Source organism: Marinobacter sp. (genome assembly GCF_965229985.1).
Taxonomy (GTDB): domain Bacteria; phylum Pseudomonadota; class Gammaproteobacteria; order Pseudomonadales; family Oleiphilaceae; genus Marinobacter.
Map to the genome: position 1 here is coordinate 2,278,712 of NZ_OZ245935.1, position 23,194 is coordinate 2,301,905.

General features: G+C 58.6%; 20 protein-coding genes. 7 read left to right on the top strand and 13 right to left on the bottom strand.

What is annotated here, in order from left to right; translation table 11 throughout:
* Positions 1-60: 60 nt before the first annotated feature.
* The 7 genes from glcF to dctP all read right to left on the bottom strand — a co-directional run bounded on the left by glcF (position 61) and on the right by dctP (position 7,672).
* Positions 61-1,269 (bottom strand): glycolate oxidase subunit GlcF, encoded by a 1,209-nt coding sequence (gene glcF, locus ACO06L_RS10525; RefSeq protein WP_202348505.1) that lies wholly within the window; start codon positions 1,267-1,269, stop codon positions 61-63.
* Positions 1,270-1,271: 2 nt separating this feature from the next.
* On the bottom strand, positions 1,272-2,339 hold the full coding sequence (gene glcE / locus ACO06L_RS10530) for a glycolate oxidase subunit GlcE (protein WP_064230044.1): 1,068 nt from the start codon (positions 2,337-2,339) through the stop codon (positions 1,272-1,274).
* Positions 2,332-3,804 (bottom strand): FAD-linked oxidase C-terminal domain-containing protein, encoded by a 1,473-nt coding sequence (locus tag ACO06L_RS10535; protein WP_202348504.1) that lies wholly within the window; start codon positions 3,802-3,804, stop codon positions 2,332-2,334. The genes glcE and ACO06L_RS10535 overlap by 8 nt, the downstream gene beginning before the upstream one ends.
* 39 nt (positions 3,805-3,843) lie before the next feature.
* Complete coding sequence (locus tag ACO06L_RS10540; RefSeq protein WP_008169282.1) at positions 3,844-4,269, bottom strand: GlcG/HbpS family heme-binding protein; 426 nt, start codon at positions 4,267-4,269, stop codon at positions 3,844-3,846.
* Between the two features lie 22 nt (positions 4,270-4,291).
* On the bottom strand, positions 4,292-5,824 hold the full coding sequence (locus ACO06L_RS10545) for a TRAP transporter large permease (protein ID WP_202348503.1): 1,533 nt from the start codon (positions 5,822-5,824) through the stop codon (positions 4,292-4,294).
* Positions 5,821-6,525, bottom strand: coding sequence for a TRAP transporter small permease subunit (locus tag ACO06L_RS10550; protein WP_202348502.1), 705 nt, complete (start codon positions 6,523-6,525; stop codon positions 5,821-5,823). Before ACO06L_RS10550 ends, ACO06L_RS10545 begins: the two co-directional genes overlap by 4 nt.
* Positions 6,526-6,625: 100 nt before the next feature.
* Complete coding sequence (gene dctP, locus ACO06L_RS10555) at positions 6,626-7,672, bottom strand: TRAP transporter substrate-binding protein DctP (protein WP_230708116.1); 1,047 nt, start codon at positions 7,670-7,672, stop codon at positions 6,626-6,628.
* A gap of 344 nt (positions 7,673-8,016) precedes the next feature.
* Between dctP and ACO06L_RS10560 the strand changes: the two genes are divergently transcribed.
* The 6 genes from ACO06L_RS10560 (at position 8,017) to ACO06L_RS10585 (ending at position 13,250) form a co-directional block, all read left to right on the top strand.
* Positions 8,017-8,775 (top strand): FCD domain-containing protein, encoded by a 759-nt coding sequence (locus ACO06L_RS10560; protein ID WP_064230040.1) that lies wholly within the window; start codon positions 8,017-8,019, stop codon positions 8,773-8,775.
* Positions 8,776-8,930: 155 nt separating this feature from the next.
* Entirely contained in the window at positions 8,931-9,701 is a 771-nt protein-coding gene (locus tag ACO06L_RS10565; RefSeq protein WP_064230039.1) for an ABC transporter ATP-binding protein, read from the top strand.
* Positions 9,702-9,801: 100 nt separating this feature from the next.
* Complete coding sequence (locus ACO06L_RS10570) at positions 9,802-10,554, top strand: transporter substrate-binding domain-containing protein (RefSeq protein WP_064230038.1); 753 nt, start codon at positions 9,802-9,804, stop codon at positions 10,552-10,554.
* A 51-nt stretch (positions 10,555-10,605) separates the two neighbouring features.
* Positions 10,606-11,310, top strand: a complete 705-nt coding sequence (locus ACO06L_RS10575) for an ABC transporter permease (protein ID WP_064230037.1) — start codon at positions 10,606-10,608, stop codon at positions 11,308-11,310.
* Between the two features lie 3 nt (positions 11,311-11,313).
* On the top strand, positions 11,314-12,036 hold the full coding sequence (locus ACO06L_RS10580) for an ABC transporter permease (protein WP_202348501.1): 723 nt from the start codon (positions 11,314-11,316) through the stop codon (positions 12,034-12,036).
* A 158-nt stretch (positions 12,037-12,194) separates the two neighbouring features.
* Positions 12,195-13,250 carry a succinylglutamate desuccinylase gene (locus ACO06L_RS10585; protein WP_202348500.1) on the top strand — a complete coding sequence of 352 codons (1,056 nt, stop codon included), beginning with the start codon at positions 12,195-12,197 and terminating at the stop codon, positions 13,248-13,250.
* A 16-nt stretch (positions 13,251-13,266) separates the two neighbouring features.
* On the opposite strand, the gene ACO06L_RS10590 is transcribed toward ACO06L_RS10585, so the two are convergent.
* The gene (locus ACO06L_RS10590) at positions 13,267-16,293 is read right to left on the bottom strand and encodes an efflux RND transporter permease subunit (RefSeq protein ID WP_202348499.1); all 3,027 of its coding nucleotides are present in this window, start codon (positions 16,291-16,293) and stop codon (positions 13,267-13,269) included.
* On the bottom strand, positions 16,293-17,372 hold the full coding sequence (locus ACO06L_RS10595) for an efflux RND transporter periplasmic adaptor subunit (protein ID WP_202348498.1): 1,080 nt from the start codon (positions 17,370-17,372) through the stop codon (positions 16,293-16,295). The genes ACO06L_RS10590 and ACO06L_RS10595 overlap by 1 nt, the downstream gene beginning before the upstream one ends.
* 166 nt (positions 17,373-17,538) lie before the next feature.
* Here ACO06L_RS10595 and ACO06L_RS10600 point away from each other — a divergent pair, with 166 nt between their 5' ends.
* Positions 17,539-18,174 (top strand): TetR/AcrR family transcriptional regulator, encoded by a 636-nt coding sequence (locus ACO06L_RS10600; protein WP_202348497.1) that lies wholly within the window; start codon positions 17,539-17,541, stop codon positions 18,172-18,174.
* A gap of 22 nt (positions 18,175-18,196) precedes the next feature.
* Here ACO06L_RS10600 and astB read toward each other — a convergent pair whose 3' ends face one another.
* The 4 genes from astB to ACO06L_RS10620 are packed head-to-tail and all read right to left on the bottom strand — an operon-like array spanning position 18,197 to position 23,187.
* The gene (gene astB, locus ACO06L_RS10605; protein ID WP_202348496.1) at positions 18,197-19,537 is read right to left on the bottom strand and encodes an N-succinylarginine dihydrolase; all 1,341 of its coding nucleotides are present in this window, start codon (positions 19,535-19,537) and stop codon (positions 18,197-18,199) included.
* A 14-nt stretch (positions 19,538-19,551) separates the two neighbouring features.
* A complete protein-coding gene (gene astD, locus ACO06L_RS10610) occupies positions 19,552-21,027 on the bottom strand; it encodes a succinylglutamate-semialdehyde dehydrogenase (RefSeq protein ID WP_202348495.1) in 1,476 nt (491 codons plus the stop codon).
* Positions 21,015-22,115, bottom strand: a complete 1,101-nt coding sequence (astA, locus tag ACO06L_RS10615; RefSeq protein WP_202348494.1) for an arginine N-succinyltransferase — start codon at positions 22,113-22,115, stop codon at positions 21,015-21,017. The genes astD and astA overlap by 13 nt, the downstream gene beginning before the upstream one ends.
* A 52-nt stretch (positions 22,116-22,167) precedes the next feature.
* Positions 22,168-23,187: an arginine N-succinyltransferase gene (locus ACO06L_RS10620; RefSeq protein ID WP_202348493.1), complete on the bottom strand. Its 1,020-nt coding sequence runs from the start codon at positions 23,185-23,187 to the stop codon at positions 22,168-22,170.
* Between the last annotated feature and the right edge of the window lie 7 nt (positions 23,188-23,194).

Genomic DNA, 23,194 nt, shown 5'->3' on the forward strand with positions numbered 1-23,194 from the left:
GGCCTTGGGGTATATGAAAAAAGGGTCAGATGGGAACTTCATCTGACCCCGGTTTAAGCTCTACTGATCCAGAAGCTCAATCCAGTGCTGCACCGGCACCGGTGATTTGGTCTCCAGGTGCATCTGGCAACCAATGTTGGCAGTTACAATGCGATCCGGATTGTCGACGGTCAAAGCCTTCAGCTTATTGCCCAGCAGCTTCTGGCTCATCTCCGGCTGGGTCACCGAATAGGTGCCAGCAGAGCCACAGCAAAGATGCTTGTCCTTTGTTGCCGCAAGATTGACGCCGGCCCGCGTCAGTACCTGCTCAACAACGCCATTCTGCTTCATGGCGTGTTGCAAGGTGCAGGGGCAGTGGAACGCCACCTTGCCCGGATCCTGACGCACCTTGAGTTTCTCCAGGTCCTGTTTCAGCAGGAAAGCACCAAGATCCGTGCACAGCTCGCTCACCTTCTGCGCCTTGGCAGCGTAGACCGGGTCGTCTTTCAGAAGATGACCGTAATCCTGCACCATGGCGCCACAGCCGGAAGCCGTCATCACAATCGCTTCCGCGCCCGCTTCGATAGCAGGCCACCAGGCATCAATGTTCTGACGCATCCTTTCCAGGCCTTTCTCATGCTCGGAAAGATGGTAGTTCACGGCACCACAGCAGCCAGCCTCGGGAGCTTCCACCATGGTAATACCAAGGCGGTCCAGAACCCGGGCGGCGGCCGCATTGGTGTTCGGAGTGGCCGAAGGCTGCACGCAACCGGCCAGTGCCAGCACAATCCGGCTGTGACTGGCCGCCGGCCATGGGCTGGCCTGCTTTCTCGGCGGCACCTTGGTGCGTAGCTTCTCCGGCAACACCGGGCGGAAGATCTGCCCAAGGCGGAGCAGTAAACCGAACAGCTGGCGGTTCGGAATCACCCGGGCCAGAGCCCAGCGCAGCCACTTGTCTTTCGGCTCCCTGGGCATTTCCTTTTCCATCAGGCCACGGCTGATATCTACCAAACGGCCGTACTGAACCCCGGAAGGGCAGGTAGTCTCGCAGCTTCGGCAAGTCAGGCAGCGGTCCAGGTGCTCCCGGGTTTTCTCGGTGACTTCCGCCCCCTCCAGGAACATCTTCATCAGGTAGATCCGGCCCCGTGGGCCGTCTCGCTCGTCGTTCAGTTCCTGATAGGTCGGGCAGGTTGCGGTGCAGAAGCCACAATGCACACAGGCCCGCAGGATGGACTCGGCTTCCTGGCCTTCCTTGGTGTTGGCAAATTGTTGAACCAGATTCGTTTGCATAATTACAACCAGCTGTATAAACGTCCGGGATTGAAGATGTTGTCCGGATCAAAGGCATTCTTGATACGGCGCTGAATGCCCTTCAGGGCCTCCGGCTGGTGATGCATCACCTCTGCGGTGCGATCGCCACCACGGAACAGGCTGACCTGGCCACCGGCCGCACGGGCGGCAGGTTCCATATCCTTGAGCTCACCAGCGCCCCGGAACCAGCGCTGGGAACCGGCCCAGTCGATAAACCAGGTACCTTCCAGTTTCGGCGTGGCCGCCGTCGAACCGACCGAGAAGCGCCAGAGCGGTACGTCGTTACCGGCAAAAAACTCATGCTGCATGTCCTGCACCTGCCGCCAGAACTCATCGCCCTGCTCCATCACCTCTCCGGACCACTTTTCAGCCGTCGCCTCCACGCCGGATTTCGCACCAGCCAGGCGCAGATAAACCTTACCGTCCACCCAGCAGGCGGCGGTGATCGGCTTGGGCTCTGCCGCCCGGCTGTTCATGTAGTGAATCACCTCGTCCATGCCCATTTCCTGAACCAGGGTCAGGGAGGCGGCAGGCTTGGGCATTACTTTCATGCTGATTTCGGTGATCACGCCCAGGGTTCCGAGGGCACCGGCCTGGAGACGTGAAACGTCATAGCCAGCCACGTTTTTCATGACCTGGCCGCCGAAGCGAAGGTGTTCACCCTTGCCGTTGAGCAGCCGGATACCCAGTACCTGGTCCCGAACCGAGCCCGCCCAGGGGCGACCCGGCCCGGAAAGATTGCAGGCCAGGGTGCCACCGATGGTGGAGGCCGCACCAAAATGCGGTGGCTCGAAGTGCAGGCACTGGCCTTCCTCGGCCAGTGTGGCCTCGATCTCGCTCAGCGGCGTGCCGGCGCGAACGGTCAGAACCAGTTCCACCGGGTGGTAATCCACAATGCCGGTGTGCTCGCCCACGTTGAGGGTTCCGGCATCGACGTCGGCTTCACGGCCCATGAAGGCCTTGGTGCCACCGCCGACAATATTCAGTTTGTGCCCGCTGTCCCGGGCCTGGAGCACCTGCTCCTTCAGTTGTTGGGAAATATCAGCCATGGGCGGCTTCCGTATGCTCGTGCGTGTGTTGTTTGTGCTCCAGGGAGCGGTATTCTTGGCAGAACCGCAGGGCCGGAACGCCCTTGCCCGGATTCAGGATGCCGGCGGGATCAAATGCGGCCTTTACGTCGTGGAACTGCTGGAGTTCTTCATCGTTGAACTGAACGGCCATCTGGCGAATCTTCTCAACGCCAACGCCATGTTCACCGGTGATGCAGCCGCCCACCTCCACGCACATTTCCAGAATGCGTGAGCCGAAGGCCTCGGTGCGCTCGAATTCCCCGGGTACGTTGGCATCAAACAGGATCAGAGGGTGCAGGTTGCCGTCGCCGGCATGGAACACGTTTGCGACACGCAAGCCAAACTCCTCGGACATTTTCTCCATTTCCGTAAGAACGTAGGCGATATGACGGCGAGGAATGGTGCCGTCCATGCAGTAGTAATCCGGGGAAATCCGGCCCACGGCCGGGAAAGCAGATTTACGGCCTTTCCATAACAGCGCGCGCTCTTCTTCACTCTGGGAAGTCCGGACAGATGTCGCCCCGAGCTTGCGGAACACTTCCTCGGCCTCGGCGATATGCTCGTGGACTTCCTCTTCGGTACCGTCCACTTCACACAACAACAGGGCCTTGGCGTCCCGCGGGTATCCGGCCTGGGCAAAATCATCCGCTGCGATGATGGCGTGGCCATCCATCATTTCCAGACCACCGGGGATGATGCCGTGGGAGATAATTCCGCCCACGGCGTCACCGCCTTTCTGGACGTCATCAAAGCCGGCCATGACAACCTGGGCCACTTCCGGTTTCGGCAGCAGTTTTACTTTGACTTCGGTTACCACACCCAGCAGACCTTCAGAGCCGGTCATCAGTGCCAGCAGATCCATGCCGCAGCTGTCCAGGCCATCGCTGCCCACATTCAGCACATCACCCTCGGCAGTGACCATTTCCACGCTGAGGATGTTGTGAACGGTCAGACCGTACTTGAGACAGTGCACGCCGCCGGAGTTCTCCGCCACATTGCCGCCGATGGTGCAGGCAATCTGGGAGGAAGGATCCGGGCCGTAATAAAGGCCGAACTGTGCCGCCTCTTCACTGATAGCCAGGTTGCGAACGCCGGGCTGAAGCCTGGCCGTTCGCGCCAGCGGGTCAATGTCGATGATGCGATTGAACTTGGCCAGCGACAGCACCACGCCCTCCTTGTTGGGCATGGCACCGGCACTGAGCCCGGTTCCGGCACCACGGGCCACTACCGGCACTGCGTTCTCGTTACAGATACGCATCACCCGCTGCACCTGTTCAACGGTCTCCGGCAGCACCACCAGCAACGGCATCTCGCAATACATCGACATGCCGTCGCATTCGTAGGGCTTCATGGTTTCGTCATCAGTGATGACATAGTCCGGGTCGATAAACGCCCGGAACTGCTCCGCCAGCTCGGCTTTGCTGACTTTCGGCTTGGTAGTCATAGCACTCTCTGGGTGTGAATTACGTCTGTGTGACAGTCATCAACCGCGTTTTGTTTCAAAGTGGTCAAGACCGGCCTGGGCGCAGTCCATATCCTGCTGGGGGGTACCGGAACTGATTCCGATACCACCCACTACTTCGCCGTCAACGATCACCGGCAGGCCACCGCCAACAGAGCTGATGCGCCCGCCAACTTCGGTATGAATGCCGAAAGCCAGACTGCCGGGCACGTTCACCTTGTTGTAGTCATGGGTGGCTTTCTTGGCTGCAGCCGCCGTGAAGGCCTTGTCCTGGGCGATGGTTACGCTGGTAATCTTGCCACCGTCCATGCGCTCGAAGGCCACCAGGTTGCCGGATTCGTCCACCACAGCGATGCACATGGGCACGCCGATTTCGCGGGCCTTTTCCGCGGCGCCCTCAATGAGGATGCGCGCCTCGGCAAGATCCAGTCGTTTGATCGTCAACATAAAGCATTACTCCTTGATTTGATTAACCGTAAACCAGCCCTGGCAGCCAGGTTACGATGCCGGGGATCAGGACACACATGAACAGTCCGAACGCCTGAATCGCCAGGAACACCAGGGACGACTTGAAGATGGTACCCATGGAGATTTCCGGAGGACAAACGCCGCGGATGTAGAAAAGTGCGTAACCGAATGGCGGACTCAGGAACGACATCTGCATGTTCACCAGGTACAGCACACCGAACCAGAGCACGACGTCATCACCTGCAACTGGCGGGAAGCCGAACAGGCCAGGAAACTCCAGCGCTTTCACAATCGGTATGAAGATGGGTACCGCCAGCAACAGGATACCAACCCAGTCAAGGAACATACCCAGGACTACCAGCAAAACCATCAGCAGGAACAGGATTCCGTATGCCGACATGCCCGTGCCCAGAATGGCGTCGGTTACGAACTGCTGGCCGCCCTGGAGGATGTAGAAACCAACGAAAACCGACGCACCGAACATGATCCAGAGAACCATGGCAGAGGCCTTGGCTGTGGTCACAGACGCCTCGCGAAGCCCCGCGATCGAGAACTTCTTGTGCATCATCGCAACGATAATGGCACCGAAGGAACCGATACCTGCCGCCTCAACCGGCGTGGCGATACCACCAAACAGCAGCCCCAGAACCAGACCAACCAGCGCAAGGGGCGCAATCAGATTTCCCAGAAGTTTGAGTTTTTCTTTCAGGCTGATCCGGTCTTCCACCGGAATCGGCGGGCCCAGCTTCGGATTCAGCCAGCTGCGCACCAGAACGTAAGTCAGGTACAGGCCGGAGAGCATCAGACCGGGCAACAGAGAGCCCAGATAGAGCTCGCCCACGGACTGCTGTGCTACCACGGCGTACAGAATGGCCAGAATCGAAGGCGGAATGAGGATACCCAGGGTTCCACCCGCCATGATAGAGCCGATGGCAATCTTGTGATCGTAATGACGCTTCAACATGGCCGGCAGTGCGATGATGCCCATGGTGACAACGGCGGCGCCGATAACACCGACCATCGCAGCCAGAATCGTAGAGGCGACAATGGTTGCAGCGGCAAGACCACCACTGATACCGCCCATCCACTTGTAAACCACGCTGAACATTTCTTCGATCAGGCCCGCACGCTCAAGCATCGACGCCATGAAGATAAACAGAGGGATCGCAGCAATGTCCGGGTTCGCCATCAGCGGGAAGATCCGGCCGGGGACAATGTTCAACATCATGGCGTCACCCACCAGATAGATGAACATGACACCAAGGCCACCGGTCACGAAGGCAAGCGGCAGCCCCATCATCAGGACTACAGCCAGAGATCCAAACATCAGGTAGGTCAGCGGCCCGATTTCGACACCGGAAAGGCTACCCGAAAGCTTGAAAAGGAATTTCTCATCACTCCATGGGTCGTAAAAGAGAATGTTGATCAGTTCAACACAGATGACAAACGCCAGACCCACGGTGGCGATGATCATTAACCATGTACCCAGTTTCCCGGCCATGCCGTTGCTGGGCGCTGCAGTTGTTGTACTCATGATGTGCGCTCCTGACCGAGACGGATGAACAGTACGATGTCTTTAAGCAGCTTCGAAAAGCCGGCGAGCAGCAACAGGATTGCGCCCAAAAACATCACGCCTTTCACTGGGTAATACTGGATACCCCAGGTCTCGACCGTGGTCTCTTGCATCATCAGAGAGTCCTGGAAGAAGGTCCAGGATGTGGTCGCCAGAACGGCCGCAAATATGAAAAAGAACATGGACGTAAAAATATCCATGCCCACGCGCCCGCGAACCGGCAGAAAGTTGTAGACGACGTCCACCCGCACGTGAGCACCATGCAACAGCGCGAAGGCGCCAGCGAGAATGTACTGCATCCCGAAGATCAGGAAGCTGGCTTCATGCACCCAGATCGTTGGCATGTTGAAGATGTAGCGCATCACCACTTCGAAGAAATAGAAAAGCACTGCGTTGATCGTCCAGAACGCAACGAAAAGGCCTGACTTCTCGCACATCCAGTCAACGATTTTCGTAAACCAGTTACCCTCATATTCAAAATGAGCGAGCGGATCATCTTCTTCGGTCTGTAACTCGGAAACCGTTTTCTCGGGTTCGGCATCATCCCCGCCATGCTTACTGCTCCACTTATCCCAAGCCATCATGAGCAGTGGCATTACGGCAAGCCAACCCCAGTAGAACCAGTGCGGCATGACAAAGCCAAATGCACTCAGATCAGACATGTTGCTACCACCTAGATCAAAGAGCGGGGAAGGCAGGGTTAATCCTGTGTCGGCTAACCCTGCCTTCCCCGATTATCGTTTTTTGTTTGAGCTTTGGAACTTAGAAGCCCTTGATGTCTTCTTCGGTAATGTAACCAACCGTGTCGTTCATCATGTACTTCAGCTGGATATCCAGAATGGCGCGTGCGTCCTCATTCTTGTTGGCCCAGTTGAACCAGATGGGGATTGCCGCTTTACGCCAGGTTTCAAGATCTTCCTGGCTCAGACGCGTAACCGTGTCACCCTCTGCCTTGAACTTCTCCATAGCCGCTATGTTGCGCTCCTGGATGGCCAGGTAGTGCTTCTGGGAGTAGATACGCACTTCGTCCTCAACCAGCTGCTGTAGCTCGGGCGAGATGGAGTTCCAGGCACGCAGGCTAACGGTCAGGTCCATCAGGTCGACCGGCTGGTAGATAGACATGACGCCAGGAGGTCCGAAGATGATGTAGTCGGTCACCTGGGAGAAGCCCAGTTCGTAGTTAACCGCAGGGCCTACGTAGTCCGCTGCATCAATGGTGCCCTTCTCGAGCGCCGGGAAAATATCTGACCCCGGCAGGCTTACGGTAGAAACCCCGAACTGCTGGAATACCTCGGCCACCATACCGCCCGGGACACGAATCTTCATGCCCTTGAGATCTTCGAGGCTGTTAACCGGCTGCTTGGAGTGAATGATGTTGGCGTCGTGCTGGATGGGGCCAACATAGAACAGGCCAAACTTCTTGTAGATCTCCCGGGTCTTTTCCAGCATGCCCATGGAGTAGAACATGGTGTCCCACTGGTGGGGCTGATCAGGTCCGGCTGGATAGGAGGACAGGAAAACGGAAGCAGGGATCTTCCCTGACCAGTACAGAGTGAACGGATTCATACCCTGCAGAACACCGTTACGTACCGCGTCAAAGAGTGCGTTGTTGTCTGCAGCGACAGCCTTGGCCGGGAAGCACTGGAACTTCAGCTCTCCGCCAGACTTGGCTTCAATACTCTTACACCACTCCTCGAAGAGCGTGTAACCCACGGTGCCCGCGTCCCAGGTGGACTGGATTTTCCACGTAGTGGCAGCCTGGGCCTGACCTGCACCCATCAGCATTGCGCCTGCCAGAGTGGCGCCCATGGCGATTGTTTTAAGGAAACTTCTGCGAGGTGGGGTCTCGCCAGTGTCACAGCTATTTCGGATGTTATTCTTCGAATTCATCGAAACGTCTCCGTTGGCTTTGTTGTTATCAGCGTCTATGGCAACGCCGGCAAAGGCCGACATTAGAATGATATTCGTAGTCGCGCCGGGTTTAGTCCAGTTCGGAGACCACTGGTCTGACCAGTTTTTGAAGTATTAAAAATGGACGAAATCCTCTGAATCGGCCATATTTAACGGGCTCGGACGCACATCAGCTGACAACGGAAACACCAACAATCAAAAGCATTCACTGGTCAGACCAGAGAGCGTAAACAGGCAGCCAAATGGCAATCTCCCAGGAAATCTCATACCGGCTTGAGCGCCTTATCCTTGACGGTGGGCTCGCTCCGGAGCAGAAGATACCGTCCGAACGTCAGTTGGCAACGCGGCTGGGCGTGTCCCGTGCGGTCATTCGGGAAGCCCTCCATGAGCTCCAGGGGCGTGGCGTGATCGAAACCCGCCATGGCAAAGGCTCGTTTGTGGCCAGCATGGTGCCCGGAGCCAACGAACTCGGGGAACAGAGCCCGTTGATGCATCTTTTCGAGGGGCACCCGCGAACGCTGTTCGATCTTCTGGAAGTGCGAGAGCAACTGGAGGGCCAGGCTGCCTACCTGGCTGCACAGCGGGCAACACGGCTGGACCGGCATCGCATTACCAAGGCATTCCGCGCCCTGGAAGACACTGACCCGCTCAGCAATGCCCGGCTCGACCACGGTTTTCACCTGGCGATTGTTGAGGCATCTCACAATCCGGTTCTGGTGCATGTACTCAACAGTCTGAAAAACATGATGTTGTTGACCGTTCAGGCTTCGGTTGCCAACCTGAACCCGAGGGAAGAGATGCGCAAGAAAATCGTCCGCCAGCACCGGCAGCTTTATGAAGCCGTGATCGCCGGAAAACCGGCCAGCGCTCAAAAGGCCGCCACGGCCCATGTCCGCTTCGTCAGCGAAGCCATGCGAGATATGGAAAAAGATGGCGGCACACTGATCAGGCTGCCAGTCAATCAGGAGGCGGCCAATGAATATTCCCGGGCAGGCACCTGAGCATGGCAAAAAGCTTGCATTGAACAATCATTCGACCACAATGACATGCAGCGAACGGCGGTGAAATTCGGTAAAACGCTCCCTTCAAGGGATTGATTTCCGGGTCCACAGTCCGTAAAACATGCGCCTTTGAATTACAGCCCCAGGAGTCACCCATGGCGGACCAAGCGCCTTTGATCTGCAGGGACATTCACAAGACCTTTGACCAGCTTGAAGTGCTCAAAGGTATTTCACTGGAGACCCGCAAAGGCGACGTGGTTTCCCTGATCGGCAGCTCCGGCTCCGGCAAGAGTACCTTCCTGCGTTGCATAAACCTGCTGGAAACTCCCACCTCCGGCGACATTATCGTGCACGGCGACCCAATAAGGTTCACAACCAACCGCAAGGGCGAACGTATTCCGGCGGATAACAAACAGGTTGAATTGATCCGCGCCAAACTTTCCATGGTGTTTCAGAGCTTCAATCTCTGGTCCCACATGACCGTGCTGGAGAACATCATTGAAGCTCCGATTCACGTGCTCAAGGTACCCAAGAAGGAAGCCATCGAGCGTGCCGAGGCTTACCTGAACAAGGTGGGTATCTACGAGCGCAAGGACTACTACCCGGCCCAGATGTCCGGTGGTCAGCAGCAACGTGCAGCCATTGCCCGGGCCCTGGCCATGGAACCGGAAGTCATGCTGTTTGACGAACCGACGTCGGCGCTGGACCCTGAGCTGGTGGGCGAAGTACTGAAAGTTATGCAAAGCCTGGCCGAGGAAGGCCGAACCATGATCGTGGTTACCCACGAAATGGCATTCGCAAGGGATGTGTCGAGTCAGGTCCTGTTTTTGCATCAGGGCGTGATCGAGGAACAGGGTACCCCCGAGAAAGTGTTTGATCACCCGGATTCGGAACGCATGAAGCAGTTCCTGACTCCCAACTTCTGACACTCGGTGCTATCTTGAACCGGTGAAGAAATAAAATGTTGGAACCAAAAACTTCCATCAAAAATAAAGCCCAAAAGGCAAACCACTGGAGAAGTGACACATGAAAAAAATGATTTTTGCAGCAAGCTGCGCCCTCGCCCTGATTGCTGGTGGAGCACAAGCCCAGGAACGGGATCTCCGCATTGCATTCGACGTGCCCTACGAGCCGTTTGAGTACAAGGACGAGAATGGCGAACTGACCGGTTTCGAAGTTGAACTGGCAGAAGCCATGTGCGAAGAGATGAACGCCAACTGCGAATTCGTGATCCAGGCATGGGACGGCATGATCCCGGGCCTGCTGGCACGTAAATTCGATCTGATTATGTCTTCCATGTCCATCACACCAGAGCGCGCAGAGCGGGTTCTGTTCTCCGAGCCGTACTACAACACCCCGGGTGGCTGGTTCGGCCCTGAGAGCTTCAACACCGACGTCACTGACATGAGTGCGATGGAAGGCAAGACCGTAGGCGTTCAGCGCGGCACCACCATGGACACCTACGTGACGGAAAACATGGGCGGCGTTGTCACCATCAAGCGTTACACCACTGCCGACGATATGGTCCTGGACCTTGAAGGCCAGCGCCTGGACGTTGTGTTCGTAGATTACCCGGTAGGGGAGCAAACCGTTCTCTCCAAGGAAGGCTTCAAGGAAGTCGGTGAGCCGGTCAAGCTGGGCGAAGGCGTGGGTGTTGCCATGCGCCAACGCGACACCGAGCTTGCAGAGGAAGTGAACGCTGCCCTTCGCACCCTGAAGGAAGATGGTACCTACGACACCATCATGCAGAAGTACTTCGCCTACGACATCAAGATGTAAATCTGCCGAGGGGTGGCCCGTTGGGGCCGCCCCTGCTTACCGGACTTTCCCATGCTTGATCTGAAAGGCTATGGCCCGGCCCTGATGGATGGGGCAATAGTCACCATTGAACTGGCCTTCCTGTCTCTTGCTCTCTCGGTTGCCCTGGGACTGGTTGGCGCGTCTGCCAAACTGTCGCAAAGCCGGGTTGCCAAAGGTATCGCCACCACCTACACCACCCTGATCCGTGGCGTGCCCGATCTGGTCATGATGCTGCTGTTCTATTATGGCGGCCAGGTGGCAGTGAACATGCTCTCGGATTACATCTGGGAAGCTTACGAAATCGACTTTTTCTTTCAGTTCGATCCGTTTATCTCCGGCGTTGTAACGATCGGGCTGATTTTCGGCGCCTATATGACCGAAACCTTCCGGGGCGCGTTCCTGGCCGTTGAAACCGGCCAGATTGAGGCTGCCCGGGCCTATGGTTTTACCCGTTTCCATACCTTCCGCAGAATCATGCTGCCGCAGATGCTGCGCCATGCTCTGCCCGGTCTGGGCAACAACTGGCAGGTTCTGCTGAAGACCACCGCCCTGGTTTCGATCATTGGTTTGACGGACATGGTTCGTGTGGCCGAGGAAGCCGCCAAGGCGGAGCGCATGCCGTTCCACTTTTTCATTCCGGTGGCGTTTGTTTACCTGGCCCTCACGGCGGGGTCTGAATTGTTTATCAAGTGGCTCGACAAACGAGCCAATGTCGGCGTGGTTCAGGGGAGTTAACGGATGCCTGATTTCATTGCCGAGTGGCTGAACCAGAACGAAATCTTTACCGCCATGACCATCATGGAATACTGGGATGGCATGGTCACGACCGTGCATCTGGTGTTCCTGTCCCTGGTTATCGGCCTGCTGGTGGCGGTCCCGCTGGCTATCCTCCGGACGGTTCGCAATCCATTCGTGTCTGGCCCGGTGTGGCTTTACACCTATCTTTTCCGCGGCACGCCGTTGCTGATCCAGCTTTACATCATTTATTACGGGCTGGCCCAGATTGAGGGCATACAGGAAACCTTCTGGTGGGAGATTTTCCGGGAGCCTTTCTACCCTGCCCTGCTGGCGTTTACGCTGAACACGGCGGCCTATACCACGGAGATTATCCGCGGTGCGATTGTGTCGACGCCCAATGGTGAGATTGAGGCAGCCAAGGCCTACGGCATGAACTGGTTTATGCGTATGCGGCGGATTGTGTTGCCAAGTGCCGCGCGGCGGGCGGTGCAGGCCTACTCCAACGAGGTGATCTTCATGCTGCATGCCAGTGCCATTGCCAGTGTGGTGACCATCGTGGATCTGACCGGGGCGGCCCGTAATATTTACTCGCGGTTCTATGCGCCGTTTGATGCGTTTATCTTTGTGGCGCTTTGCTATATGGCGCTCACGTTTATTCTGGTGTTCGCCTTCCGCAAACTCGAAAATCATCTGCTGAAGCATCAACGGCCGGTGAACGGCTGACTTCAGTGCGTTTTACCTAAGTGCCCGGGCAGGCAGGGTATTGCCTCCCGGGAACCGCTACGAGCACATCCATGTGCGCTTGACTGAAGCCATCCTTGGCTTCAGACATTCCCGGGAGGCAATACCCTGCCCGCCCCCAGACCTATTTCGGGGCTTCTATGTCGGCAAAACAAGACCTGTTCGGAACGAACTCTGACTGGCTTTCCCATACCCTCGACAACGCGGATGCATCACTTCCAGAAACCAAAGCCTTCCTCCCTGACGGCACGCGTATCAGCCGCAAAGCCGTAGGCGTTCTGGACATTGTCCCCCCGGCGGCACGCAGCAATCCGAATGCCGAGGCGATCATTGTTTCTGCCGGGGTTCACGGTAACGAGACCGCGCCGATTGAGGTTCTGAACGGGCTGGTTTCCGAACTGATCGAGGGCAATTGGGAGCTTGCCTGTCCGGTGCTGCTGATTCTCGGGAGTCCACCAGCGATGGTGGCCGGGGAGCGGTTTATGGAGGTGAACCTGAACCGGCTTTTCGATGGCGCTCATGGGCGGAGCGAGTATAAAGGGCTGGCCGAGGCTGCGCGGGCGCAGGAGCTTGAGGAGGCTTGCCGGCAGTTTGCCATGGCCAATCCCCAGGCGCTTTCTCACTACGATCTGCACACGGCCATTCGCCCGTCTCATCGAGAGCGGTTTGCGCTGTATCCGTTTGTTGAAGCGCGGACGGTTCCGGTAGACCAGTGTGATTTTCTGCTGGAGGCGGAGGTGGAGACGCTTCTGCTGCAGCATAAAGCGGGCACGACGTTTTCGTCGTTTTCCGCGTCGCTGCTAAGGGCCGAGAGCTTTACCGTGGAGCTCGGTAAGGTGCGGCCGTTTGGGCAGAATGATCTGGGACGTTTCTCGGGTATCCGGGACGCGTTGCGGCGGCGGTTCCGGGGGCTTTCTGTTCCGTATCGTAAACCGCCGTTTGATCACCTGACGGTATTCGAGGTGGTGCATGAGATTCTGAACACCGGGAAGAACTTCCGGTTCCATATTCCCGACGATGTGGCCAATTTCACCGAGTACCAGCCCGGCACGGTGATCTGGGAGGATGATGAAACCAGCTACCGGGTGGGGCATTCGCCGGAGGCGATTGTGTTCCCCAATCCGGAGGTGCCCATCGGCCACAGAGTTGGACTGATGATCCGGCCAAGAACGGGGTCAGATGAAAGTTTCATCTGACCCCACTTTCAGCTATTCAGGCCGGGGCGTTTTCGGGTTCCGGCACGCTGACTTTGATCAGTTGGGTACAGACAGCCGGGATGACCAGCAGTGTGAGCACCGTTGAGGCCAGCAGGCCGGAGATGATGGCCCAGGCCATGGGCGGCCAGAGTGTCGAGCTGGAGAACGCTAGGGGCAGCAGGCCGGCCACGGTGGTTGCGGTGGTTAGCAGGATCGGGCGGGTACGCTGCTCTACCGCGTTGCGCATGGCATCGCGGATGTCTTTTCCTTTCTCCAGTTCCCGGTCCATCACATCCAGCAGAACGATGGCGTTGTTCACCACGATTCCCACGAGGGCGATCACGCCAAGCAGAGACTGGAAACCGAAGGGTGAGCCGGACAGCACCAATCCGGGGAAAATACCGACGGTAGCCAGCGGCACCGTCAGAAGGATAATGCCGACCCGGCGGAAGGAGTTGAACTGCAGCAGCAGGAAGAACAGCAGCAACAGCATCCCGATGGGGGCTGCGGTGAGCAATGCGGTGTTGGCTTCACCGGAACCCTCGGCATCACCGCCCATGGCCATGCGGGTACCCGGTGGTAACGGGTTTTTCTCAAGCCCTGCGTAAAGGCCGTCCAGAGCCTGGCTGAAGCTGTAACCGGTTTCGAGGTTAGCCGTGACGGTATTCATTCTTACGCCATCACGCAGGTATCGAGCCGCCGGTTCCCAGGTGGTATCCACCGTCGCCACTGCTGAGAGCGGCACGGCGTCGCCCCGGTCATTGTAGATGTTCACTGACAGCAACCGTGACAGCGAGAGGGCCGTGCCCTCGCGGGAACGCAGCACCAGGGGGATGGGATCCTCTTCCTGGCGATAGCGCTCAGCCACCACACCAAAGCTCTGGCCATAGAGACTCTGGGCCACATCGGCCCGGGTCAGGCCGTAGCGGGCCGCCGTGGCATCGTCGACGTTGATGGCAATACTGGGAACGCCAATATCCAGGTCATGGCGGACATCAACCGTGCCCTCAACGCCTCTCAGAATGCTGAAGATCCGCTCCACCGCTTCGATCCGGGCACCATCATTGGCATGGTAGACACGGATTTCCACCGGCGCAGCCCTGGGCGGCCCCTGCCCGAGGATACCCACGGTCACATCCAGTTCCGGCATCTGGTCTTTCACGTGCGCGCGAATCCAGCGGATCATGCCGGTAGTGTCTTCCAGTGTGGGTGTGGTAACCACCAGCCGTGCCCGGTTCGGTGCCTGTGGGGCGCGTTGGAGGTTGTAATAGAAAGACGGCCCTGTGAAGCCCACAAAACGGTGAACTTCAAGGGCATCAGGCTGTGATCGGATAATTCTTTCGAGGCTTTCCGTTGCTTCAGCGGTGCGGGCCTGGTCGGTGCCCTCGGGCATGAAGACTTCGACAATCACCCTCGGGCGATCGGCATTGGGAAAGAACTGCTGGGCCATAAACGGGGTCATGGCCAGACTGATTCCGACCAGTATGGCGCCGGCGGCAATCAGGCGGCCAGGGTAACGGGACACCAGGCCACCAAGGAATCGAGCCACACCGATCAACCGGTCCTGCCCGGCTTTGCGGCGGGGTTTCAGGAACCTGGCCGCCAGCAGGGGAACGGCGGAGATAGCAAGCAGGTAGCTGACGGACAGTGTCAGCATGATCATCACCGGTACGCCACGGGTGAAATCGGCGGCCCCACCCTTGGCCAGAAGCAGGGGCGCAAAGGCCGCCAGCGTGGTTCCCGTTGAGGCACCCAGCGGGCCTGCCAGCTCACTGACGGCCTTGCGCAGGGCGTCCAGCCGGCGCATGCCCTCATCCAGGTGACCCTGAATGTTTTCGACGATCACTATGGCGTTGTCGATCAGGATACCCAGCGAGATCACCATGCCGATCACCGCAATCTGGTGCAGCACACCGCCCCCCAGATCGTAGAGCCCGACACTGATCAGGGCGACCATGGGCAGGATCGAGGCCACCAGCAGGCCCATCCGGATCCCCATGCCGGTAAAGACCACCGCCACGATGATCAGAACTGACAGCACCAGGCTCCAGGCCAGGTTATCGAGCCGTTCCTGCACTTTGTCTGGCTGGAAGAACATTTCCCGGATCTCGTAGGGTTCAAAATCGCCCCGAATCTGGTCCATGCGTTCACGCACGCGCTCGCCGAAGCGGATCGCATCGGTGGTGCCCTCTTCCATGATGATGGATACCAGCACCACCCGTTCGCCGTCGTACCAGGTTTCCGGTTGCCTCGGTTCCACGGGCCCACGCCAGACATCCGCGGCCGCGGCCAGCGGTACCTGGGAGCCGTCGGGCAATTCAATGGGCGTGGCACGAATCGCGTCAATATCGGCAAATTCACTGTTGGGAAGCACTGAGAGGCGGCGGCCATCAACCACCACGAAGCCACCGGGGATGGTCTGGTTGCGCCGTGCCAGTGTGTCCAGCACCCGCGCCGGGGATATGCCCAGGCGGTAAAGCGCGGCATCGTCCAAGGCCAGGGTAATCTGCTCGTCGGCATCGCCTTCCAGCTCAATACGCGACACTCCCGGTAGATCCGAGAGGTTCTGCTTGAGCCGTTCGGCGATGTCGGTTAATTCGGTGACCGAGGGCGAACCACCCACGGCCATGACAATGGCGGGAATATCAATCAGCCGATCATCAAGTACCATCCTTCCCACATCATCCGGGAAGTCCTGCTTGGCCCGTTCCATGGCCTGACGTACCCGGTCCCAGGCCGGGTCGGTGTCATAAATATCATCGTTCAGACGCAGGCGGACAAGGGCCACGCCGGTGCGAGCCGTTGACTGGGTGAAGTCCACCTCTTCCACCTGGCGCAGCTCTTCCACCAGGGGCCGAAGCACCAGCCGTTCGACAGCCTCGGCGCTGGCGCCGGGATAATTGATGCTGATCAGGCCCGCCCGATAGGGAAACGACGGATCTTCCTGGCGCGGCATGGTGCTGTAAGCGGCGATACCAAGCAGGCAGAGCATGGTCACTACCATGCCGAGAAGGCGCTGGCAGTTCAGAAGCCGGCGGGTCATCACCGCACCTCCACGGCATCACCGTCCGCCAAACGCGTCATACCGGCATACACCACCTGATCACCCGGGGACAGATCACCGGAGGTAACCACTACCCGCTCGCCAACAACCCGGTCGACTTCCACCATAACCCTGTTGGCCACGTTATCCCGAACCCGGAACACGCTGACGCCCTCGGCATTGCGGATCACCGACAGCAGAGGCACCGTGAGAGCCGACTCCCGAACTGGCGTGATACCGACCTCCACGGGTGCTCCGGGCTCAAGTGTGTTGACCGGAAGGCTCACCAGAACCGGGTGCAGTTCGCCGCGAATGGCGCTGGCCTGGGCAATCTCGACCACCGAGCCGGTTTGGGGTGGCAGGCTGCGATCTTGCACTGACCAAACGGGCAAGGTCTGCTCAAGCGTCACATGATCCAGCAGATACGCTGGCACCCTCACCTCCACCTCGCGCCCTTCCGGAGAGGAAAGCCGCATCACCGGCTGACCGGCCGCGACGAATTCATCCCGCTCGACCAGCAGGGCTTCTACCCGGCCGGAAAACGGAGCCCGCAGCGTGCTTTCTTCAAGCAACTGGGTTGCCTCCGCCAGCGACGCCCGCGCCGTTGCCACGCTGGCATCCAGGGAATCCCTCCGCGCCGCAAGCTGCTCCAGGGTCTGCTCCGACACAACACCACGCTCATGCAAACGACTGGAGCGCTCCCACTCCCGCTGGGCCTGCTGATACTGCGTTCTCAACTCTTCGAGCCGGGCCCGGGCAGAATCGCGGGCCGGCTCCAGGCCGGGATTGTAGACGCGGGCGAGAACATCACCGGCCTGCACTGTCTGACCCAGCTCCACCGCCCGCTCCTTCAGGTTACCGCTCACCTGGAATGTCAGTGTGGCGCGCTGAGTGGCGCGAACAATACCCGAGAACCGTAGCGGCATATCCTGGCTTTCACCGCCGGTAACTTCTGACACACGCACTGAAACCTTCTGCGGCCCGGATTCCGGGGCTACGTCGCTGGCTTTACAGCCCGACAGAAACAGTGAGAAAACCGCAAGCGAAACGATGGCGATGGGGATTCGAAGTGGTGTCATGACTCTTCCTTTCATCCATGCTTGTGTAGTTGGCGGGGTCCTGTCCCTGGAGAAACCCGATGGTCGATTTAGACATCATGTCATTCTTTGACATTTTGTCAATAATCGGGTTTGATTCGTTTTCAGGTATCCTATGCCTGCTGTTGCCAACTGACCGGATGATTGAATGAGCGAACCGCTGAAAACCCGCCGCGAGCGAGAAAAACAGGCCCGTTACGACACCATTCTGGATGCCGCCGAACTGGTGTTCTCAGAAAAGGGCTACGAGCGCACGTCCATGGACGACATCGCCCGTACCGCCAGTCTCAGCCGGGCCTTGCTGTACGTGTACTTCAAGGACAAGGCGGCGATACAGCGGGGCATCATGCTCAGGGCGGGGCACGCCCTGTTCCGGCGATTCGAAGAGGCAAGGCAGACCGCCGACAACGGTCTGGCCCAGATACGGGCAATGGGGGAATCCTACTATCGCTTCTATCTGGAGGAACCGGATTATTTCTCGGCACTGACCAAGGCATCCACCGCCATGGCCGAGGCCGATGAAAGCCAGGCTGAGGAAATGCTGTGCTCCAAATCAGACCTGATGGAACTGATGGTGGGGGCTATCGAACTGGGGCTTGAGGACGGCACCATGAACCGGGAACGGATTACCAACCCCGTGCAGACAGCCCTGTACCTGCGCGGCGCCCTGCATGGGGTAATTCTGCTCTGCCAGTCGGAAATGGGCGAGGGAAACCCGGAGTTTCCGGCCGAGCAGTTGATCCGGCACACCATGGACATGCTGACGTCGTCGATTTCCGCCTGACGGCCTTGGGCTCAACAAGCGTCTAAAGCTGGAAATCGTAGATGGAACCCAGGCCCATGATCCCGGTGAGTTCATCCAGGGCTTTGCGCACTTCTTCCAGCAACATCGGGTCGCCCAGCTCATCCTGGCTCAGCTTGTCCCGATAATGGGCTTCCACCCAGGTGGTCAGGCGCGCATAGAGTTCATCCGTCAGCAGCACGCCCCGATTGATAGCCCTTAGCTCATCGTCATTCAACACCACTCGCAACCGCAGGCAGGCCGGGCCACCACCGTTACGCATGGACTGTTTGACGTCAAACACCTCTACCGAGGTAATAGGCCCGCCGGACTTCACAAGGCTATCCAGATAACGACTGACGGAAGCCACTTCCCGGCACTCGCCGGGCACCGCCAGCAACATGCCATCCGGCGTGTTCAGTAGTTGGCTGTTGAACAGATAGGAGGCCACCGCATCTTCCAGCGGCACATCGGCACTGCTGACCCGAACCGCTTCCAGCTCGGCACCGGTAAGGCGCTCCCGGATATCCACCAGCACCTGCTCTTCGTTGAGAAACGCCATGTCATGGTAGAACAGGGTATTGCCATTGCCGACGGCAATCACATCGTTGTGAAACACGCCGCCATCAATGGCTTCAGGGTTCTGCTGGGCAAAGACCGCATGCTGATCCTTGAGGCCATGCAGTCGCGCCACTGCCTGGGATGCCTCGAAGGTCTGTCGCGCCGGGTATTTTTTTGGTGCCGGTGCATGCTCGTTGAATGCAATCTGGCCGTACACAAAGAGCTCCACCCCGGGCTCGCCGTACCCGGCGCACAACCGGGTGTGGTTGGCGGCGCCCTCATCCCCGAAGTGGCTCACTGATGGCAGCGCCGGATGGTGGGCAAAGTAGCTTTCGTCAGCAAAGATGGCTTTCAGGGAGCGCCCGGTCACCGTGTGTTCGATGGAACGGTGGAACTTGGCGCTCAGGTTCGCAGGAGTGAAATGCACGCGGTGGTCTGAGGTATCAGCACTGGGCGACACCGTGGCCGCATTGGCCGTCCACATGGGCGACGCAGAGGAGACTGCCGCCAGTATGGACGGGCTGGATTTGGCCGCCTGCTCCAGCACACGGGCATCTGTCCCTTCAAACCCCAGGGCCCGAAGCGTAGGAATATGCGGGCGTTCATGGGGCGGCAGAATGCCCTGCACATAGCCCCGGTCCGCCAGCCGCTTCATCTTGGCCAGGCCCTGCAGTGCCGCCTCTTTCGGGTTGGAGACGGAACTGACATTGGACTTGGAAGCCACATTGCCCCAGGACAGCCCCGCGTAATTGTGGGTGGGGCCAACCAGGCCATCGAAGTTTGCTTCTACCGCGTGTTTCACCATGACACTGGGTCCCGTTAATCGAAATTGAGGCCGGGTGCCAGGGAGTCTGGCAGCTCACTCTTGCCGGCCTCCAGAGAAGCCATGGGCCAGGCGCAGTAGTCGGCAGCATAGTAGGCACTCGGGCGATGATTACCGCTGGCGCCAACCCCACCGAAGGGCGCGGCACTGCTGGCGCCGGTCAGTGGCCGGTTCCAGTTCACAATGCCCGCGCGAACCTCTTCTACCAGCCGCTCATAGAGTTTCCGGTCGTCTGTGAGAATGCCTGCTGAAAGCCCGTAATGCGTGTCATTGGCCAGCTCCAGAGCGTCATCAAAGCCCTTGTAGCGATAGACTGTCAGCAATGGACCGAAGAATTCCTCGTCGGTCACATCAAGCCCGGTGGCATCAATGATGCCGGGCGACAGCAGGCCGGTTCCCGGCTTCAGGGACTTCATTTCCAGCAGGGATTTGCCGCCCTTCTCCAGCAGGCTGGACTGGGCAGCCAGGAGTTTTTCGGCGGCTTCGGCAGAAATCACGGAACCCATAAACGGCTGCGGATCGGCGTCGAACTCGCCTACCTTGATGCGGGCAGAGACTTCCACCAGCCGGTCGATGAACGCGTCACCTTTCTTGCCTTTGGGCACCAGCAGGCGACGTGCACAGGTGCAGCGCTGGCCGGCCGACAGGAAGGCCGACTGCAGGGCATGATGCACTGCACCATCCACATCGGCCACGTCCTGCACGATCAGCGGGTTATTGCCCCCCATTTCCAGGGCCAGGATTTTCTCTGGCTGGCCGCCAAACTGCTTGTGCAGAAGATGCCCTACGGTAGAACTGCCGGTGAAGAACAGGCCATCAATCCCGGGGTGGCTGGCCAGGGATTTGCCGGTAGCCGAGGCGCCCTGCACCAGGTTGATCACTCCATCCGGAATACCGGCCTTTTCCCAGAGTTTTACCGTCAGCTCGGCAACCCCCGGAGTCAGCTCGCTCGGTTTGAATACTACCGTGTTGCCGGCCAGCAGAGCGGGCACTATGTGGCCATTCGGAAGGTGCCCCGGGAAGTTGTAGGGGCCGAACACCGCCACCACGCCATGGGGCCGATGCCTGAGCACGGCGTGCCCACCGGCAACATCGGATTCGGATGTGCCGGTGCGGTCGTTGTAGGCTTTCACAGAAATGCCGATCTTGCCGATCATTGCCGCCACTTCGGTGCGGGATTCCCACAGGGGTTTGCCGGTTTCCAGGCCAATCTGATGGGCCAACTCTTCTTTGTGAGCCTCAAGCAGCTCACCAAAGGCTTCGACAACAGCCTGACGCTCGGCAAAGCTCTTGCGCTGCCACTTCAGAAACGCGTTGCGGGCCTCACGAACGGCCGCATCAACATCCTCCAGGTTGGCGCTTTCGCCATCCCATATTGTCTCACCGGTCACCGGCTGGACAGATTCGAATATCGGCCCATGGCCCGGCAGCCAGAGCCCGTCGATAAACAGTTCACCTGTCAGCTTTGCCATTTCGATGCACCTCCCGGTACTGAGCTTCTATAACTATGTTTGGTCAGCATCCCCGAGTCTTTCAAGGGGGCCAGACGAACCGGATCACCAGATTCAATCTGCAATGCCTCGACCACTTCCGGCGGCAGGCTGACGGTATCCGGCCCGATGCAATCTATCGGCAGGGTGGTCACCCGGAAATCCCGGAATGAGCGGTTCGACACCATCACCCGCTCATCGGCAGGCACGTCGAGGTTCACTGGTTTTCGAGTCACCATGGCGTGCCGGTTCATGCCTTCCCGTACCGTGCGGATGTTGTGCACGAAGGCTTCAACCACAGGGCCACCATCAAAAATGTCCACCAGCCCGTTAAAGTTGAACCCCTCTGACTGGAGCATGCGAAGCGCTGGCGCGGTATTGTCGTGAACCCGGCCAATCACTGCCCGGGCCGAATCGGGCAGCATGGGCAGGTAGATCGGATACTTGGGCATCAGCTCGGCGATAAAGGATTTATTGCCCAGGCCAGACAGCATGTCAGCCTCGCTGAACTCCATATCAAAGAACTTGGTCCCCAGCGCATCCCATAACGGGCTTCGGCCCTGAGCATCAGACACGCCGCGCATTTCCGCGAATACTTTTTCCGAAAAATGCTTGCGGAATTCATCCAGATACATGAACCGGCACCGGGAGAGCAGCAGCCCGTTGCCCCCGCCCTTGTAATCATCGGACAGCAGCAGTGAGCAGATTTCGCTGGTGTCGGTCATGTCATTGGACAGGTGCAGCGTGGGCGTGCGTACGTGAACACCCAGCTCTTTAGAGGCATTCACTGTGACGCTAAGACGGTAGTTGTAGAACACCTCGTCCAGACCGACCCGGGCCTGAATACCACTGATTCCGACGGTCTTCTTGCGCTGAATATCCTCAAGGGCAAACAGATACAGCCCCGCTTCCGGCGCAATGCGCTGGTTGAAGGTTTCACGGGCGTGATTGATCTTCTTCTGCAGCAGCTCGCGATCCGCCGGCAAGGTGGTCAGCCCCTTCCCGGCGCTCTGGGCCATGGCGTACAGGTCATCCAGATCGTTTTCCTGTAACGGGCGAATTACCAACATGCTATCGCCTCCCTGAGCCCGCTGGCTGCACGCTTTGCCATTCTGAAACTTGTCATAGCGGCGCAATCCTTACCCGGTCGCCCGCGGTCCTGTTCAGCGTCTTCCAGGTGGCAACCGGAACCTTGAGTTTGTCGTCCAGTGTCTCGGCCACCGGTGTCAGGGTGCAGCGAAACTGTTCCCGCTCGCCGGCAGCGATCAGACAGGTTTCGCCCACATCCTCATTGGTGCCATGAAGCTCCTTGGGGTGGCTGGTCACCAGGGTTTTCAGGCTATCGGTGCGCCCCTCCAGGACCGGACCGGCATCAAAAATGTCCAGATAACTGCCCGGCTGGAATCCCTCCCTCTGAAGCAGCTCAAAGTTAGGCACGGTTATCTGGTGCGGCTGCCCCATCGCCTTCTGGGCCGCCTCGCTCAGCAGCGTGACATAGATGGGATTTGGAGGCATGAGTTCGGCTATAAAGGTCTTGCTCAGCTGGCCGGAGTACTGATCGGCCGTCTCGAAATCCATATCAAAAAAGTGCCGGCCAAGACTGTCCCAGAAAGGTACGCTGCCATCCTCCAGCTGCACGCCCTGGATTTCCACCGCCATCCGCGGAGTAAACCATTCCCGATGATCTGCAATGAACAGAATCCGGGCCCGGGATAGCAACTCAAACGCGTCGGTATTCTGGAGTTCGGGCCGGATGGAGAACGAACACAATAGCGAGACATCGGTGAGTGAATGGGAGGGATACAGCACCTCCACCCGGCGCGACACCCCCAGCTCATGGGATGCATGGATCAGGGCATCCCGCCGGTAACTGTAAAAGGGCTGACCATTACCGGCGCGGGCATCAATGCCTGCGGTGCCGGCAATGTCTCCGGTTTCGGTGTTTTCCAGCACGAACAGAAACCTGGGCGGATCATCTTCGGCGCTGATCCTGCCGGCAAAAGACGCCAGGGATTGCTCGATCTTGTAGGCCAGGGCATCGCCCTGCTTGGGCAGAGTGGAGGAAAGACGGGCACACTGGGTGCCCGCCATGGCGAGAATCTGGTCCAGATCATCCGGCTGAGCCGGACGTACCAGCCACATAAAATCT

What these genes read in the sequence shown, in the direction of transcription:
- glcF (WP_202348505.1), bottom strand. Translation starts at nt 1,269, where the DNA reads ATGCAAACGAATCTGGTTCAACAATTTGCCAACACCAAGGAAGGCCAG.
- glcE (WP_064230044.1), bottom strand. Translation starts at nt 2,339, where the DNA reads ATGGCTGATATTTCCCAACAACTGAAGGAGCAGGTGCTCCAGGCCCGG.
- ACO06L_RS10535 (WP_202348504.1), bottom strand. Translation starts at nt 3,804, where the DNA reads ATGACTACCAAGCCGAAAGTCAGCAAAGCCGAGCTGGCGGAGCAGTTC.
- ACO06L_RS10540 (WP_008169282.1), bottom strand. Translation starts at nt 4,269, where the DNA reads ATGTTGACGATCAAACGACTGGATCTTGCCGAGGCGCGCATCCTCATT.
- ACO06L_RS10545 (WP_202348503.1), bottom strand. Translation starts at nt 5,824, where the DNA reads ATGAGTACAACAACTGCAGCGCCCAGCAACGGCATGGCCGGGAAACTG.
- ACO06L_RS10550 (WP_202348502.1), bottom strand. Translation starts at nt 6,525, where the DNA reads ATGTCTGATCTGAGTGCATTTGGCTTTGTCATGCCGCACTGGTTCTAC.
- dctP (WP_230708116.1), bottom strand. Translation starts at nt 7,672, where the DNA reads ATGGGCGCCACTCTGGCAGGCGCAATGCTGATGGGTGCAGGTCAGGCC.
- ACO06L_RS10560 (WP_064230040.1), top strand. Translation starts at nt 8,017, where the DNA reads ATGGCAATCTCCCAGGAAATCTCATACCGGCTTGAGCGCCTTATCCTT.
- ACO06L_RS10565 (WP_064230039.1), top strand. Translation starts at nt 8,931, where the DNA reads ATGGCGGACCAAGCGCCTTTGATCTGCAGGGACATTCACAAGACCTTT.
- ACO06L_RS10570 (WP_064230038.1), top strand. Translation starts at nt 9,802, where the DNA reads ATGAAAAAAATGATTTTTGCAGCAAGCTGCGCCCTCGCCCTGATTGCT.
- ACO06L_RS10575 (WP_064230037.1), top strand. Translation starts at nt 10,606, where the DNA reads ATGCTTGATCTGAAAGGCTATGGCCCGGCCCTGATGGATGGGGCAATA.
- ACO06L_RS10580 (WP_202348501.1), top strand. Translation starts at nt 11,314, where the DNA reads ATGCCTGATTTCATTGCCGAGTGGCTGAACCAGAACGAAATCTTTACC.
- ACO06L_RS10585 (WP_202348500.1), top strand. Translation starts at nt 12,195, where the DNA reads ATGTCGGCAAAACAAGACCTGTTCGGAACGAACTCTGACTGGCTTTCC.
- ACO06L_RS10590 (WP_202348499.1), bottom strand. Translation starts at nt 16,293, where the DNA reads ATGACCCGCCGGCTTCTGAACTGCCAGCGCCTTCTCGGCATGGTAGTG.
- ACO06L_RS10595 (WP_202348498.1), bottom strand. Translation starts at nt 17,372, where the DNA reads ATGACACCACTTCGAATCCCCATCGCCATCGTTTCGCTTGCGGTTTTC.
- ACO06L_RS10600 (WP_202348497.1), top strand. Translation starts at nt 17,539, where the DNA reads ATGAGCGAACCGCTGAAAACCCGCCGCGAGCGAGAAAAACAGGCCCGT.
- astB (WP_202348496.1), bottom strand. Translation starts at nt 19,537, where the DNA reads ATGGTGAAACACGCGGTAGAAGCAAACTTCGATGGCCTGGTTGGCCCC.
- astD (WP_202348495.1), bottom strand. Translation starts at nt 21,027, where the DNA reads ATGGCAAAGCTGACAGGTGAACTGTTTATCGACGGGCTCTGGCTGCCG.
- astA (WP_202348494.1), bottom strand. Translation starts at nt 22,115, where the DNA reads ATGTTGGTAATTCGCCCGTTACAGGAAAACGATCTGGATGACCTGTAC.
- ACO06L_RS10620 (WP_202348493.1), bottom strand. Translation starts at nt 23,187, where the DNA reads ATGTGGCTGGTACGTCCGGCTCAGCCGGATGATCTGGACCAGATTCTC.